Source organism: Halalkalibaculum sp. DA384, from assembly GCF_043951955.1.
Classification (GTDB): domain Bacteria; phylum Bacteroidota; class Rhodothermia; order Balneolales; family Balneolaceae; genus JAMQKA01.
In genome coordinates this window covers 112,109-129,832 of record NZ_JBINJE010000001.1, presented here as the reverse complement: position 1 = coordinate 129,832, position 17,724 = coordinate 112,109, and the positions used below count along the sequence as shown (strand labels likewise).

At 51.4% G+C, this 17,724-nt stretch carries 15 protein-coding genes; 1 reads left to right on the top strand and 14 read right to left on the bottom strand.

All coding sequences use genetic code 11. The features are described from left to right. Positions 1–52 precede the first annotated feature (52 nt). The 3 genes from ACG2E4_RS00530 to ACG2E4_RS00520 all read right to left on the bottom strand — a co-directional run bounded on the left by ACG2E4_RS00530 (position 53) and on the right by ACG2E4_RS00520 (position 4,458). On the bottom strand, positions 53–2,824 hold the full coding sequence (locus tag ACG2E4_RS00530; protein ID WP_395275388.1) for a carboxypeptidase-like regulatory domain-containing protein: 2,772 nt from the start codon (positions 2,822–2,824) through the stop codon (positions 53–55). A gap of 107 nt (positions 2,825–2,931) precedes the next feature. After that, on the bottom strand, positions 2,932–3,882 hold the full coding sequence (locus ACG2E4_RS00525) for a FecR family protein (RefSeq protein WP_395275387.1): 951 nt from the start codon (positions 3,880–3,882) through the stop codon (positions 2,932–2,934). Positions 3,883–3,885: 3 nt separating this feature from the next. Next, positions 3,886–4,458 carry an RNA polymerase sigma-70 factor gene (locus tag ACG2E4_RS00520; protein ID WP_395275386.1) on the bottom strand — a complete coding sequence of 191 codons (573 nt, stop codon included), beginning with the start codon at positions 4,456–4,458 and terminating at the stop codon, positions 3,886–3,888. Positions 4,459–4,644: 186 nt separating this feature from the next. Here ACG2E4_RS00520 and ACG2E4_RS00515 point away from each other — a divergent pair, with 186 nt between their 5' ends. Beyond that, complete coding sequence (locus ACG2E4_RS00515; protein WP_395275385.1) at positions 4,645–5,268, top strand: ribonuclease HII; 624 nt, start codon at positions 4,645–4,647, stop codon at positions 5,266–5,268. Positions 5,269–5,290: 22 nt separating this feature from the next. Here ACG2E4_RS00515 and rodA read toward each other — a convergent pair whose 3' ends face one another. The 11 genes from rodA to ACG2E4_RS00460 all read right to left on the bottom strand — a co-directional run bounded on the left by rodA (position 5,291) and on the right by ACG2E4_RS00460 (position 17,625). Continuing rightward, positions 5,291–6,541: a rod shape-determining protein RodA gene (rodA, locus tag ACG2E4_RS00510; RefSeq protein ID WP_395275384.1), complete on the bottom strand. Its 1,251-nt coding sequence runs from the start codon at positions 6,539–6,541 to the stop codon at positions 5,291–5,293. Continuing rightward, a complete protein-coding gene (gene mrdA, locus ACG2E4_RS00505) occupies positions 6,538–8,391 on the bottom strand; it encodes a penicillin-binding protein 2 (RefSeq protein WP_395275383.1) in 1,854 nt (617 codons plus the stop codon). The genes rodA and mrdA overlap by 4 nt, the downstream gene beginning before the upstream one ends. 22 nt (positions 8,392–8,413) lie before the next feature. Beyond that, positions 8,414–8,884, bottom strand: coding sequence for a rod shape-determining protein MreD (gene mreD / locus ACG2E4_RS00500; protein ID WP_395275382.1), 471 nt, complete (start codon positions 8,882–8,884; stop codon positions 8,414–8,416). Further along, the gene (gene mreC, locus ACG2E4_RS00495; RefSeq protein ID WP_395275381.1) at positions 8,881–9,723 is read right to left on the bottom strand and encodes a rod shape-determining protein MreC; all 843 of its coding nucleotides are present in this window, start codon (positions 9,721–9,723) and stop codon (positions 8,881–8,883) included. The genes mreD and mreC overlap by 4 nt, the downstream gene beginning before the upstream one ends. Positions 9,724–9,736: 13 nt before the next feature. Further along, positions 9,737–10,789 (bottom strand): rod shape-determining protein, encoded by a 1,053-nt coding sequence (locus ACG2E4_RS00490; protein ID WP_395257799.1) that lies wholly within the window; start codon positions 10,787–10,789, stop codon positions 9,737–9,739. A 151-nt stretch (positions 10,790–10,940) separates the two neighbouring features. Continuing rightward, the gene (gene purH / locus ACG2E4_RS00485) at positions 10,941–12,515 is read right to left on the bottom strand and encodes a bifunctional phosphoribosylaminoimidazolecarboxamide formyltransferase/IMP cyclohydrolase (RefSeq protein ID WP_395275380.1); all 1,575 of its coding nucleotides are present in this window, start codon (positions 12,513–12,515) and stop codon (positions 10,941–10,943) included. Positions 12,516–12,616: 101 nt separating this feature from the next. Continuing rightward, the gene (gene purN / locus ACG2E4_RS00480) at positions 12,617–13,195 is read right to left on the bottom strand and encodes a phosphoribosylglycinamide formyltransferase (protein WP_395275379.1); all 579 of its coding nucleotides are present in this window, start codon (positions 13,193–13,195) and stop codon (positions 12,617–12,619) included. A gap of 80 nt (positions 13,196–13,275) precedes the next feature. Beyond that, the gene (locus ACG2E4_RS00475; protein ID WP_395257805.1) at positions 13,276–14,349 is read right to left on the bottom strand and encodes an AI-2E family transporter; all 1,074 of its coding nucleotides are present in this window, start codon (positions 14,347–14,349) and stop codon (positions 13,276–13,278) included. Then, a complete protein-coding gene (locus ACG2E4_RS00470; protein WP_395275378.1) occupies positions 14,346–15,014 on the bottom strand; it encodes a regulatory protein RecX in 669 nt (222 codons plus the stop codon). Before ACG2E4_RS00470 ends, ACG2E4_RS00475 begins: the two co-directional genes overlap by 4 nt. Before the next feature lie 20 nt (positions 15,015–15,034). Continuing rightward, entirely contained in the window at positions 15,035–16,096 is a 1,062-nt protein-coding gene (gene recA / locus ACG2E4_RS00465) for a recombinase RecA (RefSeq protein ID WP_395257809.1), read from the bottom strand. A 746-nt stretch (positions 16,097–16,842) separates the two neighbouring features. Then, entirely contained in the window at positions 16,843–17,625 is a 783-nt protein-coding gene (locus ACG2E4_RS00460; RefSeq protein WP_395275377.1) for a tryptophan 2,3-dioxygenase, read from the bottom strand. Between the last annotated feature and the right edge of the window lie 99 nt (positions 17,626–17,724).

Genomic DNA, 17,724 nt, shown 5'->3' with positions numbered 1-17,724 from the left:
AATGGACAGTAACTATGCGTCAGGGAGTGGAGTGATTCTTGCAAAGGGGGGCTTAATATGCCAACTGTATACTGAGAGAGGGACTGAATCCAGGCATGTTCCGCTCACGGATGGTATAGTCCTGTGCTCCCGGACGTTCAGGCTGGAGACTCCAGTCGATGGTATTGGCACGATCCATCAGGTTGATCAGGTCGAGCCTGATCTCCAGGTCAAACTGGTTGAAGGAAGGGGCGTAAACCAGGGAGAGATCCAGCTGGTGAAAGGGGCTGAGGTGGTCTTTTTCTGGATTGTTGAACGAATATTCACCATACGGTCCTCCCGTTTCATAGTAGAGAAAGTTGTAATAAGCCTGCCGGAATCCCCAGGACCTTCCCAGGATGCTTTGCCATTTCAGGACGGTTGAAAAGCCGGGCGTGACGTGCCAGAGGGCACGAAATTGGAAACGGTGGGGCTCGTTCCAGGGTGCGGGCACCGCATGCCCGAATTGCGAATCCAGGTCGATGCGGCTAAAATTATAATCATAGCCGAGCAACAACTTGAGCCGGGCATCGGCCAGAGATTGATTGATACGAAGACCGGCGCCCAGTGATTTCATTTCGGTGGTTTCGGCAAAAGCATTAAATCCGGATCGGTCAACGGAAATTCCCTGCAGCAGGTTACGGTAAGAGACCGTGTAGGTCGTGGGTTGCCATTTATAGAATCCCTCGAGGTCCAGGCTGGTGCGGGTGCTGGGTTTAAGGTGCAGAGAACCGCTCAGATGCAACGCTTCCGGAATCTCGTCGGCTTCGGCATGGGACCATACGGAAAATGAGGGTACAAGGGAGGTTGGTCCGGGATTGGTAATTTCATAATGGTTGATAAACTGCCGGTAGATGCCGCCGGAGAGCCGGGCCGACCAATACCCCATCTTTGTATCCGGACGGTCGTACTGCAGGCTGGCCCGGGGCTCAGCGTACAGCTCTTTTGCAGGTTGAAGCAGCGTTAACCGGTTTCCCGCCGTCAGCTTCCAGTATTCACCGAGTATCCAGTTTCCATTCAGGTATCCGCTGTAAAAATGCGACCGCTGATCTGAAATCGTCGGCAGGTAAAAAAGATCGCTTAGGTCCACACGCGATTCAACAGCATCCAGCCGCAGGCCGCCCTCCAGGCTGAAGTTCGGGCTTACACTGTAGCTCCCGTCAGTTCGAAAGATAAAATGGTCAATATGGTTCGAATTTCGCTGGGTAGGTATCTGGTTTTGTTCTCCAGCCGCCTGGAAGGTGGAATATACATCGCCGGCAGCCAGGTTGACTTCGGGGAGGCTGGGGTCCTCATTGGTTCCTATGCGATAGCGGTGGCTGAACCGGTTGGAGCTGAAACTGAGCTGGGACTGAAGGTCGAAACGTGAAGATATAAAATGTTCGTAGGTTAGCTGTCCCATCACGTTGTTCCAGCGATACGCATCCTGGGCATACAGGTATTCCGGAAGTTCTTCAGCCCGGGGTGCCTGCCGGAGCAGATCGGTACTGACAAAATTTTCTCCGACATAAAACGATGAGGAAAGGGTACGGTAGGCATCGATATTGTACTGTGATGCCAGGTGGAGGTCGTAAAACCGTACATCGGAATGGTGTTCCTCGGGCCGGTACAGGGTGGCGTCTTCGTCAGAATCGATAAGCAGGTTGGTAACAAGTGGATCGAGGGCATCCCACTTACGGAGAGTCTGCTGGAGTATCGGCTCCTGGTACAGGTCCCAGTAATTCGTACGGGCCGCTGCCATGATATCCAGTGAAGAGGAATCGTTGTTACTGAAGTTCAGGCGGGTACCGGCTCGTGCATTCAGGCTCAGGGGATCAGCTTGTACCATGGCATCCGGCCCGGAATTATTGCCGATGCGATGTTGCAGGTCCACCAGTCCCGCAATCTGGCTGCCCTGCGATACTCCATATCCCGCTTTATGAAGCTCTACCTTGTTGATGGCATAGGGACTAAATGCACTGAACATTTTGCCAAAGCTGTATGGGTTGTAAACAGGAACTCCATCCAGCAGAATACGGTGTTCACTGCTCTGCCCGCCCTGCAGGTGCAGGTCGGTCATCGGCAGTCCGTACTGGACCCCGGGGAGCAGTGACAGGCTGTGGATGGTATTCTGAATGCGCCCGGTTGGCTCCCACTGCGAGTCGACAGCGATCGTTTCTCCCCCGTCGTGATTAAACGGCATCTGCGGAACGTGGCCCGTTACTACAATAGGGCTGAAATCCAGCGGCTTGGGACGCAGGGCCACTTTTTGCTGCGTATCCTGGTTTGGCCTGATCTCCACTGTTTTCTGGACAGGATGATAGCCGACGTAGCTGAAGATAATGTTATATGTTCCGGAAACCAGGCGATTCAGGGAAAAGTTGCCCGCCTGGCTGGTACTGGTGCCGCCGGATGCATCGGCGAGCATGACAGAAGCGCCGGGCAGGGGATCGCCGGTCTCGCTGTCTACGACCTTCCCGTAGTACGAACCGTAAGCCGGTTCTTCATTCACCGTCTGCACGATGACAACAGTGCCGGAAGAGAGTGTGAGGAAGTCGAGCGGGGTATCAGCGAGAATGGTCTTCAACAACTCGGGGACTGGTTGTGCCTGAATCCGTTCATATATGGTGACATCGTTGACGAGTTCCGGATCGTACACCAGGTCGATACCGGTCTCGCGGGCAATTTCATCGAGGACAGCAGTCAGGGAAACGCCCCTGAACTCGAACGAGTAGTTCTTTTCGGGCCGCTCTTGCGCATGGAGGGTACTCCCTGCCCAAAAAAGGAGGAAAACGCAGAGACAGGTCCGTAAAAAGCTGCTTTTCATCTGTTAAAATCAGGGTGTTTTGTTTTGATCCTGGTTTTGAGATTCAGCATAACAGGGTATACCAGAAATTGTTTTTCCCATCTTTCATAACCGGAATACCGCCAGGTTCAGTATACGCGATATCCATTGGCGGTCTGCGCGTAGCGAAGTCCCTTAACCCGGCAGATATCCGCGAGTATGGGCTCAATATCTTTGGGATTTGCATAGTAGGTCGTTAGCGTTTCATTGGCGACCTCCACGGCCTGAAGGTCGATAACTACATCAAACCTGCGTTCAAGTTCCCGGAAGATGACGCCAAGCGTTTTATTGTTGAAGATCAATTTATTGTTCCGCCATCCCAGAAAGCGATCAACCGCCACCGATTCGGGAGGGGTGGGCCTGTTCCACCGTGCGGCAAACCTGCTTAACTGGCCCGGATTGATCGTAACGAAACTGTCGGGTTCTTCAGCGGGAAAAAACTGTACACTTCCTTCCGAAACTGTTACTTCTGTTTCTCCGCCCGGATCTTCGCTCCAAGAACGGACGTTGAACTCGGTGCCGGTGACCTGGATAGTAGAGGTGGCGGTGTTGACGACGAATGGATGGTCACCGTCTTCAACAATAAAGTAGGCTTCGCCCTCCAGGTCTATATCGCGATGCGTAATTCCGAACAAGCGGTTATACGTGATGTGAGTTCCACTGTTTAAGTCAATGGTAGATCCATCCGGCAACATCACCGAGGCGAGTTCCCCGTACGGGGCAGAAGCAGTTTTGGGAATGAACAGCCATCCGGCCCCGAGGGCAAGAAACAATACAGCCGCAGCTGCCATCCACCGCCAGGCAGGTGAAATAGATGAGCCGTTGTTTGGGCTGTCAGAACTGAAATCCGGCAGCCGTTCGTGAACGTTATTCAGTGCCTGTTCGGTTTCTTCCCCAGTTATAGCGGCGTATTCAGGGGCGGCCCGGGGACTCTCCTCCCATATTTTTTTTGCAAGGTCTTTCTTGTCAGCAGGAAACTGGTTAAGCAGTTTTTCCACTTCACGCTTGTTGGTTTTGTTATGTCCGGTGTGATCAGTCATAACTCATGCTTCGTTTACTTCTTGTTGATAAAGATCGCAGCGGCTTCGCAGATTGTCCAGGGCGGCTACGATATGATTGTTCACCGTGTTGGATGATATATTCATGACCCCGGCTATCTCTTCGTGGTCAAGCCCGTCAAACCGGCTCAGCTTGAACGCCTCGCGCTGGCGATCCGGCAGCTCCTCGATCCACTGTTTGAGGAGTTCCCATAACTGTTCGGAACGATCGTTTAACTGAATTTCTGTTTCGGTATCGGCCGGTGTATCATTCAACACCTCCAGTCCCACCGTCTCGTCTGAGTGATCGCGTATATAATTGAGAGCCTTGTTCCGCACGGTCCTGTAAATGTAGGCCTTGATCGACTGGCCCGGATCGATGTTTCGCCGTTTTTCCCACAACTTCACAAATGCATCCTGGACGATATCACTGGCTACGGTTTTACGTCTCGTATATCGCATGGCAAAATGGACAAGCCGGGGGTACATGGACCGGAAAAAGCGGTTGAAAGCCTCCTGGTCCGACTCGGAAATCCGTTTTGCCCAGATCTGTATTTGTTCTGCTGTCGGTTTTTCCATGTTCTTATTCTACTAGAGTTACACTTCCACAAGATAAACAACTATTGGCTTTGCTTTTTTAATGAGATATTTTCGGGAATATTTTTTAGGATGCCTGATAAGTAAAAAACTTCTGAAAATTTGACGGTTTTTTATAGTTTTTCGGCTAACCCAACATTCAAATACTGCAGAAAATATTATCTGAGCATGAATGCGAGACTGGAATATGAGCAGCGATTATGGCAACAGGGCTATAGCCGGGTGATGGGACTTGATGAGGTGGGGCGGGGGTGTCTCTCCGGACCAGTGGCCGCGGCCGGCGTTATTTTTGAGTCCGGCACCGATATCGAGGGGATCAGGGACAGCAAGAGCCTGGAGGAAGGCGAACGCAAGCGTCTTGCAGGCCTGATCAAGCAACGGGCCCTGTTCTGGACAGTAGAATACTGCAGTGTTGATGAGATCGATGAGCTGAATATTCTCTGGGCCTCCCTGAAAGCGATGCAAAAGTGTGTGGATGCCGCCCGCGAGAAACCGGATTATCTGCTTGTCGACGGCAACCGGTACGGCAGCAGCCTGATTCCTTACACCTGTCTCGTCAAGGGAGATGACCGGTCGGTTTCCATCGGTGCGGCCTCAATCCTGGCCAAGGTGCATCGCGATGAGCTGATGAAGCGCCTGCATCAGGATTTCCCGCACTATGGGTGGAAAACGAATGTAGGCTACCCAACGGTTCAGCACTACGAGGGGTTACAGGCGTATGGAATTACTCAATATCACCGGCGCAGTTTTAACCTGAAGACTGACAAGGAATACAGAGAGAAGGACCAGTAGCAATGAGCAGACAAGGAACTTCTCAGCGATAAATGCTGAACTGCCGTTTGTACGTATCCAGGTTGACACAGATGGCGAGCATCAGCGTGTTTGCGAGGAAAGCGGATCCCCCGTAGCTGACAAACGGAAGCGGCAAGCCGATCACGGGAAGCAGGCCGGTGGCACTCCCGACATTGATAAAGAAGTGGATAAACAGGATGGTGGTTACCCCGACGATGACAAGCTGGGCAAAGGGGTGTTTATGACTGCCGGCCGCATTGAGCATCCGCAGCACCATACCGAGAAAAAGTAACACAACCAGGCTGGCCCCGATAAAACCAAACTCCTCTCCCACTACACAAAAGATAAAATCAGTCCACTGCTCGGGTAAAAAACGCCGCTGCGTTTGGGTTCCCTCCAGGAATCCCTTGCCATAGATGCCCCCAGATCCGATCGCCGTTTTCGCCTGAATTACATTCCATCCGGCACCCTGTGGGTCAAAGGAGGGATTCGTGAATGCGGCGATACGCGCCCGCTGATGCGGTTGCAGAACCTGGAACAGGGCTACCTGAACACCGATGACCATAAGCACTCCGCAGACAAAAGAGGCAAACGTCAGCCAGGTCCGTCGCTGAATGATAAAGATCGCAAGGGTTAAGACCACGGTGGCAATCAACCCCCAGTACCACTGAATGATACTCAAATAGCCGATAATAGCTGGAGAGATGATAAAAAGGGAAACCCCGTATGGCAGGCCCGACCAGAACAGCATGACTGGAATCAGCGCCATAAACACGACGGCCGTTCCCATATCATTCTGCAGGATGACCAGCACGGTTGGAATAAGAATGAGCAGTACGGCGATAAGTGCGTAACGCAGGTTCTCTGCTGAAATATTACGACGGCTGGTCAGGTAGTTTGCCACGGCCAGTATGGTCGCTACCTTCATAAATTCACTGATCTGGAGGTTCACCGGACCTACCTGCAACCAGCTTTTGGCGCCATTTACCTCCTGCCCGAACAGCAGGGTCAACACCATGAGGAAAAGGCCAAATCCATAAAGCAGGTACGAAAAATTCTGGAAAAACCGGGGAGAGAGGAACTGTATTCCTACAAGTATACAGATGGATATTCCGATCCAAACAAGCTGTTTGAAAAAATTATTTTGGATGAACTCGGGTAGAAACTGCGCAACAGGTCCCTGTGTGGCACTATAAATGCCAATAAGGCCGATGGAGGTGAGTCCCAGCCAAAAGAGGACAAGCGACCAGCTGATGTCACGAATGTCATTCATTCTTCCTCCTCTTCACTGCTGCTGTTGTTGGTATCCCGTGGTTCAAAGTTTTTAACATAGTCGTACACGTGGGTCCGTTCGATCTCTCCCTTCAGATATCGTTCAATAACCAGTGAGGCGATCGGGGCGGCTGAAATGGATCCATACCCGGCGTTTTCTACCAGTACGGCTACGACAATCTGTGGATTTTCGAGTGGTGCGAACGAGATAAACCAGCCGTGATCGCGCCCGTGCGGGTTTTGGGCCGTACCGGTTTTGCCGGCTACTTTAATACTGTCGAGATTGGCATACCAGCGCCCGCTGCCATCGGTAACCACTCGTCGCATGCCGTCCTTGACGATGTCAATTTCATGCTGGTCAACCCAGCTTATTTTTTTTCTGTCTGGATTCGAGTTGAACACCCGCCCTTCAGGCGTTTCGATTCTGCTGACCAGGTGCGGCTGAACGCGGTACCCGTCGTTGGCGATTCCGGAGGCGACCACCGCCATCTGGAGCGGGGAGGCTGCAATCGATCCCTGGCCTACGCCCAGGTTGATGATATCACCAATTCCCCATCTGTTTTCGCCAAAAACGCGATCCATGTAGCTGCTGTCAGGGAGAATACCGGCGGTTTCGTGCGGCAGGTCGATTCCGTTTATCCGGCCCAGGCCAAATTCGGTGGCAAGATCGTGCCACTGGTTCAGCCGTCCGTTGGAGGCTATTTTGTCCATCATCCAGAAGAAAAAAGTGTTGCTTGATTTTTCCAGGGCTTTCTCCACATCGTACATCCCGGGGTCGGCCAGATCACCGTACCGTCGCCCGCGATAGTAGTAGCCGGGATTATTGATCTCGGTTTCGGGAGTGATGATGCCCATCTCCATGCCGATCAACGCCATAAGGGGCTTGAAGGTCGATCCCGGGGGTTGCTTGCTGGAGATGGCCCGGTTGTAGAGCGGGTTGGTCGTATCGGTGTTGACTACCTGCCAGTAAGTGGAGTCAATACGTCCCGAAAGTCGCCGGATGCTGTACTGGGGAGAACTCACGAGAGAAAGAATTGCCCCGTTGTTGGGGTCCATGGCAACTACTCCTCCCTGCTTGCCCTCCATCAGGTCTTCAGCCAGCAGCTGAAGGCGGGCATCGAGCGTGGTGTGCAGGTCGTTGCCCTTTTCGGGAGCTTCGCTGATGTTTTCCTCGTTAAAGGGGCCGAGCGACTGTCCGAGCGCATTGATGCGAATGTATTCGACACCGAGGGATCCCCGCAGGCGTTCCTCGTATACCATTTCAAGACCGCTTTTCCCCACCTTGTCGCCGATGTGGTAATTATCAGAATCGAGATATTTCTGCTCCGAGACCTCCCGTAAATAGCCGAGCACATGCGAGGCCTTCATGCTGTCCACCGCGTAGTGACGCTTACTTTCGATCTGGTGCCCAATGCCGGGCAGACGCCAGATATTTTCCTGGATAAGCGAAAATTTCGGAAAGCTTATTTCGGTAAACAACCGGGATGAACGGTACCAGGAGTAGGCGCGGGCCTGTTCAATCCGGTTATTGACCTCTTCTTCCGGCAAGTCGAGCAGGTCTGCCAGCAGGGGCGTGTTTGATTGGTCATAATTGGCCGGCGTGATGGTAATAGAATAGATCGGTTCGTTGTCCACAATCAGCTGTCCATTCCGGTCGTAAATAAGCCCGCGGGCCGGATTGATGATCTCCTGCCGCAGGGAGTTATCGCGGCTCATCGGGCTGTACAGGTCATATTCTATGATCTGAAGCTGCACAAGACGTCCCAGGATAAGCACACCAAGCCCAAGCATTGCGATCTGCAATACGCGGATGGATGTTTCTTGTCTTTTTTCTCGTCGATGCCGCATCATGGGCAGAGCATTCTGCTACTTGTTATTGGGTTCTGAAAAGTTGTATTAAGCCTGCTACAAGGGTAGTGTAAACTGCGTTCCCCAGCCATTGTTGCCAGAAAAGGAATTCCGCAGAATAGCTTTCTACAATAACGCTCAATCCCACAAATATTATGTTGTGAAACAGCGAAGCAATAAACACAGTAAGAAAAATTTGTCCAATTAGCAGCCGTACTTTATCACTTTTTGGGATAAAGTTGTAAGCGGCAAAAGTTATCAGCGTTTTGGAAAACATATTTAGTCCCCACAAGTCCAGCAGGGCATCCTGGAACAGCCCCAGTGATGCCGCCATGAAGAGGCAGGAGGTGCGATCGCGAACGGTAATCAGCCATAGGATATAGATGAGCACCAGGTCCGGCTGCATATTCCAGACCTTCAGGTGCCGGAACATAACGATTTGCAATCCCACAAAACCCAGGCCGATTCCAAAATCTTTAAGCCGTTCTGTATTCATTCAAACTGTTGCTGATATTCTTGATTGAGATTTTGAATAGTGGTATCCGGGGTAAATTTTATAATAAAACCCTCTGCTATGGAATGAAGGTTGACAAACGGCTCCACGAAAATTTTTTGTGTTTCCTTGCCCCGCTCCGGCTGGGTCTGGACCACCTTGCCGATCGGGATGTCCGGTGGAAACTGGTTGCTGTACCCCGAAGTTACCACCACTTCGCCCGTATCTACCGGTACCGTCTGGGGAACGAAGTTGAGCACCAGCTCATGAATGCTTTCTCCATTCCACGATACGATGCCGTAGGCCCCGGACTGCTGGAGCTTGGCGCTGGCCCGGAACAGCGTATTGTAGAAAGGCATCACCTGGGAGTAGTTCGGGGCTGTCAGTATGACCCGCCCCACCAGGCCGTCTGCAGAAACCATCGGCATGCCCATCTGGATGCCCTGGTTGGTTCCGGCATCTACAGTAATGGAATTGTTAATTTCATTGAGCTCTTTGCCCACAATGTGCACAGGATAGAGCTGGAGCTCGGTTTGCCGTTTCAGTTCCAGCAGTTCCCGGAGCTCCCGGTTCTGCTGGCCCGCCGCACGCAGCCGGCTCAACTCATCCAGCAAAAGAATATTTTGCTTGCGAAGGTAGGTATTGGTTTTCAGGGCTTGCCGGTATACCCGTATGTTGGAGAGCGGTTCTTCGAGGTAGCTGAACAGGGTGATGGAAACTTTGCGCAGGTTTTCGATGCCGCCCTGGTGGCGACTCACCATCAACACCAGGGACAGAACCAGCAGTACCGCTGTTATTAAATGGTCTTTAGCATCGGTTATTCGGGGTAATCGAAAGCGCATTCATTTCCGTTCATTATGACACTACTGTTCGATAATATTCCAGATCTTCAAGGATTGCACCGGTTCCGCGCACGACCGCGGTAAGCGGGTCTTCGGCAATGTGGACCGGCAGGTCGGTTGTCTCGATTATCAGTTTGTCCAGATTTTTAAGCAGGGCACCGCCGCCGGTAAGCATAATGCCACGGTCCAGGATATCTGCCGAGAGTTCGGGCGGGGTTTGCTCCAGCGATTTTGTGATCGACTCTACAATGGTATTGACCGATTCCTGGATCGCCTCCCGCACATCTTTTGATGTCACATGCCGGGTCCGGGGCACCCCGTTGACCAGGTCCCGACCTTTTGTTACCATCTCGAGTTCTTCCTCGAGCGGCGCGGCCGTACCGATTTCGCACTTAATATTTTCTGCAGTGCGTTCACCAATCAGCAGGTTGTGGTTGCGCCGGAAGTAGTTGATGATATCCTCGTTCAGTTCATCGCCGCCCAGGCGCACCGACTGGGCATATACAATGCCGGAAAGGGCAATCACCGCAATTTCCGTGGTCCCCCCCCCGATATCGACAATCATATTTCCCACCGGTTCGTGAACGTTGAGCCCGATCCCGATGGCGGCGGCCATCGGTTCATCCACCAGGTAGACCTCCTTGGCCCCGGCGTGTTCGGCACTGTCTCGCACGGCGCGGCGCTCTACCTCGGTTATGCCGCTGGGCACGCACACCACCATCTGGCGGGTGCTGGAGTACCACTTCATTTTTACCTTCTTGATCATCCCGCGGATCATCTGTTCCGCCACTTCAAAATCGGCGATAACGCCGTCTCTGAGCGGCCGCACCGTCCGGATGTTTTTATGGGTTTTCTCATGCATCAGCCGTGCCTCGTGACCGGTGGCCACAGGCTCGTTCTGCATATTCAGGGCAACAATGGAGGGCTCGTTGAGCACAATCCCTTCACCGCGGGAATAGATAAGGGTATTAGCCGTCCCAAGGTCGATGGCAATATCGGTATAGAGCCAATCAAATAGTCCGTTTTTTTTATTTTTACTATTTTTTTGTGAGCTCTTCTTTGGCATGGACTCAATCATAGGCGTGATGAACAAACTACATTACAGTTACATAGAAAATCGCGTGATCGAAAATACAATATTGTGCAGCTATTTGCGAATAAATAGCGATAAATATATAAACAGATTTTTCCTTGTTTAAAAGAGGAATGCCGGGCTTTCAGTGCCTGAAATGGCGTTTTCCAGTAAATACCATGGCCAGGTTATGTTTGTTGGCCATTTTTATGACCTCCTCATCGCGGATGCTTCCTCCCGGCTGTATTACGGCGGTAGATCCGGCTTTTGCGGCGGCTTCAACACCATCTGCGAAAGGAAAAAACGCATCGGAGGCGATTACAGTATGTTCTGTTGAAAGTCCCTCTTCTTCGGCTTTGGCAATGGCAATTTCAGAGGCTTCCACCCGGCTGGTTTGGCCGGTTCCGATACCAATTGTCTGCTCTTTTCTGGCATAAACGATGGCGTTCGATTTCACATGTTTTACTACTTTCCACGCAAATAAAAGATCCCGGATTTCCTGCTCGGTGGGTTCCCGCTCGGTAACAACCTCGTAGTCTTCCATCCGCTCGGTCACAAAGTCAGGCTGCTGGCTGAGTGCTCCCCCGAAAATTGAACGAAAATGGCGGGTTTGTGTTCCGCGGACAGACTGTTTTAATCGAACAAGCCGTCGTTTCTTTTTCTGTCTCAACAGCGTTTCGGCCTCATCTGAAAAGGAGGGGGCGATTATTATTTCAGTAAAAATTTCATCGATTGCTTTGGCCGCTTCAATATCCAGGGGACGATTGACCACCACGATTCCTCCAAACGGGGATTTCGTATCGGTGGCGAAGGCTTTTTCCCAGGCGGTGGCCAGGTTTTGGCCGGTGGCCACACCGCAGGGTACCGTATGCTTGAAGATGGCACAAGTGGGTGCCGACTCCTCGAAATCGGCAATAAGGTTCAGGGCGCTGTCTAAATCCAGGTAGTTGTTGTAGCTGAGCTTTTTGCCGTGGAAGCAGTCGATAAATGCGGGCTGGTTACCGTAGACGGCTGCTTTTTGATGTGGGTTTTCGCCATACCGCAGTTCTTGAGATTTGGGCAGGGAGATGTTCAACTGCGGGGGATTGTCCTCCTCAAACAACCGGTTGAAATAGTCGGCAATGTGGGCGTCGTAGTTCGCCGTGTGGTTGAACGCCTCGCGGGCCAGCGCCTTGCGGAACTCAAAATCGACAGTATTGTGTTCCTTGAGCTGCCGGATAAAATGCTCGTACTGGCCGGGGGCTGTCAGCACCGACACATGGGCAAAATTTTTGGCCGCGGCGCGGATCATCGTCGGCCCGCCGATATCGATATTTTCGGTCGCTGTCGCCGGGCTGCAGTCCGGGTCGGCCACTGTCTCCTTAAACGGGTACAGGTTGACAACGACCAGTTCAATCGGCTTCACATTCAACTTTTTAAGTTCATCGAGATCAGGTTGGTAGCTCGTGCGTGCCAGCAGTCCGGCATGGACGCGGGGGTGCAGGGTCTTCACGCGGCCGTCGAGCGACTCGGGGAAGCCGGTCAGCTCAGAAATATCCGTTACGGGGATATCTGCCGATCGTATTTTACGGGCCGTTCCCCCGGTAGAGATCAGTTCAACTCCAGCCTCGTGCAACGTTTTGGCCAGAGGTATCAGTCCCGTTTTGTCGGATACCGACAGCAGGGCCCGGTTGATGGTTAGGGGTTCTTCGGGTAGTTTGTCTAAGGGTTTTACCGCCACAACTTGGTTGTTTGTTAATGGTTGCTAGTTATTTGGTATTAGTTACAAGTGTGGGAGCTGTATTCGGGCATTCCCAATAACTAATAACAAATAACTGGCAACTAATTTACCAGGTCAGCAATTACGCGAGGCAGCAGCTTGTGTTCTTGCTCCAGCACGCGGGCAGCCAGTGTTTCGGCGTCGTCGGTCTCCCGTACGGGAACTTTAACCTGGTCGATAATGGGACCTTCATCATATTGCTCCGTAACGTAGTGGACTGTACAGCCCGATTCTTTCTCGTCGTTTGCGAGGACCGCCTCATGCACGTTGCTCCCGTAAAAACCCTTGCCGCCGTATTTGGGAAGCAGCGAAGGATGAATATTGATAACTTTTTCCGGGTATTGTTCTAATACCGCAGTTGGTACTTTCAGCATATAGCCCGCCAGAACGATCAGGTCCGTATCCCATCGTTCCAGGGTTTGAAGCAGTTTGGTTTCGTAAGCAGCGGGAGTATCAAAATCAGAAGGAGTGAGGACCTCCGTGTCGATGTTGTGCTTCCGGGCTCGTTCCAGCGCCTGAATGCCTGGCTTGCTGGCAATAAGCCCATTGATACGGGCCTCAATACGACCCTCCTCAACAGCATCGATAATAGCCTGGAAATTGGTGCCTGAACCTGAGGCAAAAACAACAATATGATTCAACCTGAGATGATTTAAGAAAATTGTCGATCTAGTTGCGTGGCAAAGATAATGAAAAATAAAGGTCAACTATAATACAAATATTACTCTTTTTGGCTCCCCGCTCTAAAGATGTAATAGTTGTTGAAACTCCATCGGAACTGGTTAATAGTAATCTTGATAATGGTGGCGATCGGGATAGCGATGAGCATGCCCAGGATGCCGGCGGTTTCAGCGCCGATTAAAATGATAAAGAGGATGGCAACGGGGTGCATGTCGGCCGACCGGGAAAAGATCAGCGGCTGGAACACGGCGTTGTCCAGAATTTGAACGACTAAAATAGCAAGCACGCAGGGAAGGATGAGCGAGAAATCACCCACCTCGATGATGGATACGATGATAGAGAGAATATACCCGATAATGGGTCCAAAATAGGGGATGGAGTTGGCAATACCGATCGAAATACCGACGGAGAGCGCGTTATTGAGCTCGACGACCGACAAGGCTATATAGGATGAGGTGGCAACCAGAAAGCTTTGGAAGACAACGCTCCTGAAATAGTGTCCCAGCCGCGTCTCAATTTTATCGATGAGACTGAGGGTGGTTTCAAAATACTTGTTGGGCACAAATTGAAGAAGGTCGCGCCGGATTTTGCTGCCGTCTTTCAGGAAAAAAAATGTGGCAAACGGGATAACCAGGAACGCGGAAAAAAGATTGGTGAAAAGATCTATAATATTGCTGATCGCGGTGGGAAGTTCTCCCACGTCAAACAGCTCTTCGAGAATTTGGGTTACATTTTCGATCAGGAATCCTTCCGGCAGGAAGGTAAGGTTCTCGGTAAAGCGGCTTTCCACCTGGTTCAGGATATTTCGGATCGTCTCGATGTTGAGTTGATTGGCCAGTTGTACCATCTGGGTGGCAATGATCGGGATAACGGTGGTTGAAATCCATACCAGCAGCAGAATGACAGAGCTCAGGGTCAGGGTTATCGCCACGGTTCGATTCATGCCGGCGAACTGCATCCGGTTCACAATGGGATCCAGAATGTAGCTGAGAATCATCGCGATGATGGCGTAGGTCAGGAGGTTGCTGTAGTTGTACAACACCATTAAAACCGCCGCAAACGCCGCGGTTCCGAGCAGGAATTTTACGATTTTATCCAGTGTAAGGTTGTTCATGAATCCAACGATGCCATCAACATGTCGAGGTATTTAAAAATATGATCTGATCGATACCCTTTTCTGTGTAAATAATCAAAAATTTTCTTCTTTCGCTTCCACGGATCCTCCTCGCGGAGAAACCGCCGGCTCTTTTTGTTGACCAGCTCAAGAAATACCTGCTGCAGGTCGATCCCCTCAAATGCCTTTTCAACGCTTTCTTGAGCCACATGTTTTGATATCCCTTTCTGGTAGAGTTTTGATGTTATCTTTGCCGGCCCCCAGTTGTTAAGCCGGCTTTTGTCGGAAGCGTATTTTTCGGCAAACGTGCGGTCATTTACATACCCTTTTTCCTCCAGTTCATCAAGCACAGCGTGGATGATCCCGGAGGGATGCTCCTTTTTGGCCGCCTTCTCGAAGAGCTCTTTGCGGGAGTAGTCTCGCCGGGCCAGCATCCGCATGCAGTATGATTTGACGGCATGCCGCCCCTCGGCCCGCTGGAGCTTCCTGAAGAGAGCGGGCGTCACTTCGAGTCCCTTCCGCAGCTTGTACTCCAGCAATGTCGATTCGGACACCCCGATTAGGAATCCTTCCTCGATAAACAGGGAATACCGCTCCCTGTTGTTTTTCTGCGTTACGATGGAAGTGATGGACGCCGGCAGCCGGTCGGAGTTGTCGGTACTCAATGGTTAAAGGGTGTGAATGATTAATCCTCGTCAGCGTCGGATTGGTCCTCGTCGGACGGTTCCCCATTTTCCTCGCTGCCCTCCTCGTCGGGGAGGAGCTCAGCACGGATCTTTGCCTCTATCTTTTTCGTGAGTTCCGGTTCATTCTCAAGGAAATCGGTGGCGTTGTCGGTACCTTGCCCGATCGGCTCGCCGTCATATCGATACCAGCTGCCCCGTTTTTCTATGATGTCAAGCTCGACGGCGAGATCAAGTATTTCGCCCAGCCGGGAGATCCCCTTGCCGTACATGATGTTGAATTCGACCACTTTGAAGGGGGGGGCGACCTTGTTTTTGACCACTTTAACCTTCGTGCGGTTGCCCACTACATCATCGCCCTGTTTCAGGGATCCGATTCTCCGTATGTCGAGACGGACGGAGGAATAAAATTTAAGCGCCCGTCCACCCGAGGTGGTTTCCGGGTTTCCAAACATGACCCCGATCTTTTCCCGAATCTGGTTGATAAAGATAACGGCTGTACGGGTTTTGTTGACAATTCCGGTGATTTTACGCAACGCCTGCGACATCAGCCGTGCCTGCAGCCCGACGTGGGAATCTCCCATCTCCCCTTCCAGCTCGGCGCGCGGTACGAGGGCGGCCACCGAGTCGATGACGACAACATCCAGGGCGGCTGAACGAATCAGCGTTTCGGTGATTTCCAGGGCCTGTTCGCCGGAGTCGGGTTGTGAAACCAGCAGCTCATCCGTGTTGATCCCAAGATTTTTGGCATAGCGGGGGTCAAAGGCATGTTCGGCATCAACAAAGGCGGCGTATCCCCCCGTTTTTTGTGCTTCGGAAATGACATGGAGTGCCAGGGTCGTTTTTCCGCTGGCTTCGGGCCCGTAAATTTCGGTCACCCGCCCGCGAGGTATTCCCCCCACCCCCAGCGCGTAGTCAACCATAATTGACCCGGTTGATATGGTGGGTACGTTCTTGTTGGCTTCTTCTCCCAGCCGCATAATAGTGCCCTTGCCGTGTTGTTTTTCTATCTGGCCGATGGCCATCTCAAGGGCTTTCTCGCGATCGTTGTTCTTGTCAGACATAATGAAGATTTATAATTGTTGGCTTTTTATTCAATTTCGAACCGAAGATAAAAAATAAAGCTGACAACCCATTGTCACACCCAAAACAAATAGATCATCAATTTGCACCTGTTAGATTTCGAATAGCCCGTCCCCGATGTTTCGCTAACTGCTATTTGCCATAAAAATGTTCAATTTCTACTTGAAGCTTAAGAAGCCGGGAGCAGAAACTGCAGTTTGCGGTCTGCCTGGTCGCCCAAACCTCTCGGTGGAAGTTTTACCCCCACGAAGCGCCCAGCCGCCGGTATTTTGTCGGGATTGCTCCCTGAGCGCATCCCAAACCGCGGTTAATATTCCGTAAGGTCTCCTCAGCGTGAACAGCCGCATGGGTCAAACCGGCTTTCAACAGCTTTCTGCTACTTACTAGACCCTTTTACAGGCCGATCCTTACAATTTTTTACCGGATAGCGTAAAATGTTGGGCTTGTTGCCCAGATCAGAACGAGAGCCATGCCACAAGGAGTAGGTGCGTATTATCCGAACGATGGCTTTGCTAAACCGTTGTTTTGGCCAAGCTTGGTATTTTCGTGAATTTGGAATTCTGAGTTATAGCTAATAAGCCCCGGGTTCAAATTCGCTCAAGCGTTGATCTTGACCAAAATTCCTGGTTGTTCAAAGTCCTCCGAAAGGCAGAAGGAATTCGCTGGAGTTATAAAAGTTGAGCAGTAATCCCTGAGCATTTCCGTTTTTTGCAAAGCCTTCAAAAAACTATATTTGTGCTCTCATCTCCCACAGGTCGGGAAATATCCGCTGGTGGAGGGTGCCTCTCAGGTATTCCACCCCGCTGGACCCGCCGGTTCCCTGCTTGTTTCCGATCGTTCGTTCCACCATTTTCACATGCCGATAGCGCCACTCCTGCATGCCCTCGTCAAAATCTACAAAACGTTCACAGAGCAGGGCTGTCTCCGGGTCGTTTTTCATTATGTGGAGCAATGTCTGCTGGATTTCCTGGTTCGTCTCATGCAGCAGCCCCTGATCGTGAACTCGCTCAGGCTGTGGAATCCCATATCCCCGTTTTTCGAGATAGATGCAAAAACATTCCCACAAGGTGAGCTCACCCAGTCTTTTCTGCAGTCGTTCTAAATTTTTGGGCTCGTCTTTGTGGGCTTTGAGCATGTGGGGCGAGCGGAGTCCACACAGAATTTCGACTTCGCGGAACTGGGCCGACTGGAATCCGCTGGCATTTTGCAGGAACCCCCGGAAGCTTTCAAATTCCAGCGGGGTCATCGTCTCCAGTACATCTATCTGTGCAACCATGGTTTTAAGGATGGTAAGAACGCGGCTCATGGTTTTGGCAGAAGTCCACGTCTCTCCCTGCTTGAGCTGGGTCCTCAGTTTATCAAATTCGTGCAAAATCTGTTTGAACCACAATTCATACACCTGGTGGATGACGATGAAGAGCATCTCGTCGTGCTCCTCGGGTTGGGAGAGGGGCTGCTGCAGGTTGAGGAGCTCCTCAATCTTTAAATATTTTCCGTATGTGAGATTCATATTTAAATTTTTTATTCAGCTTGACCGAAAGTATAGGCAGAAATTAAGTTGATCTCTACAGCGCAGGAACTTTGTGGGAAATGATCAAAAATCATTAGA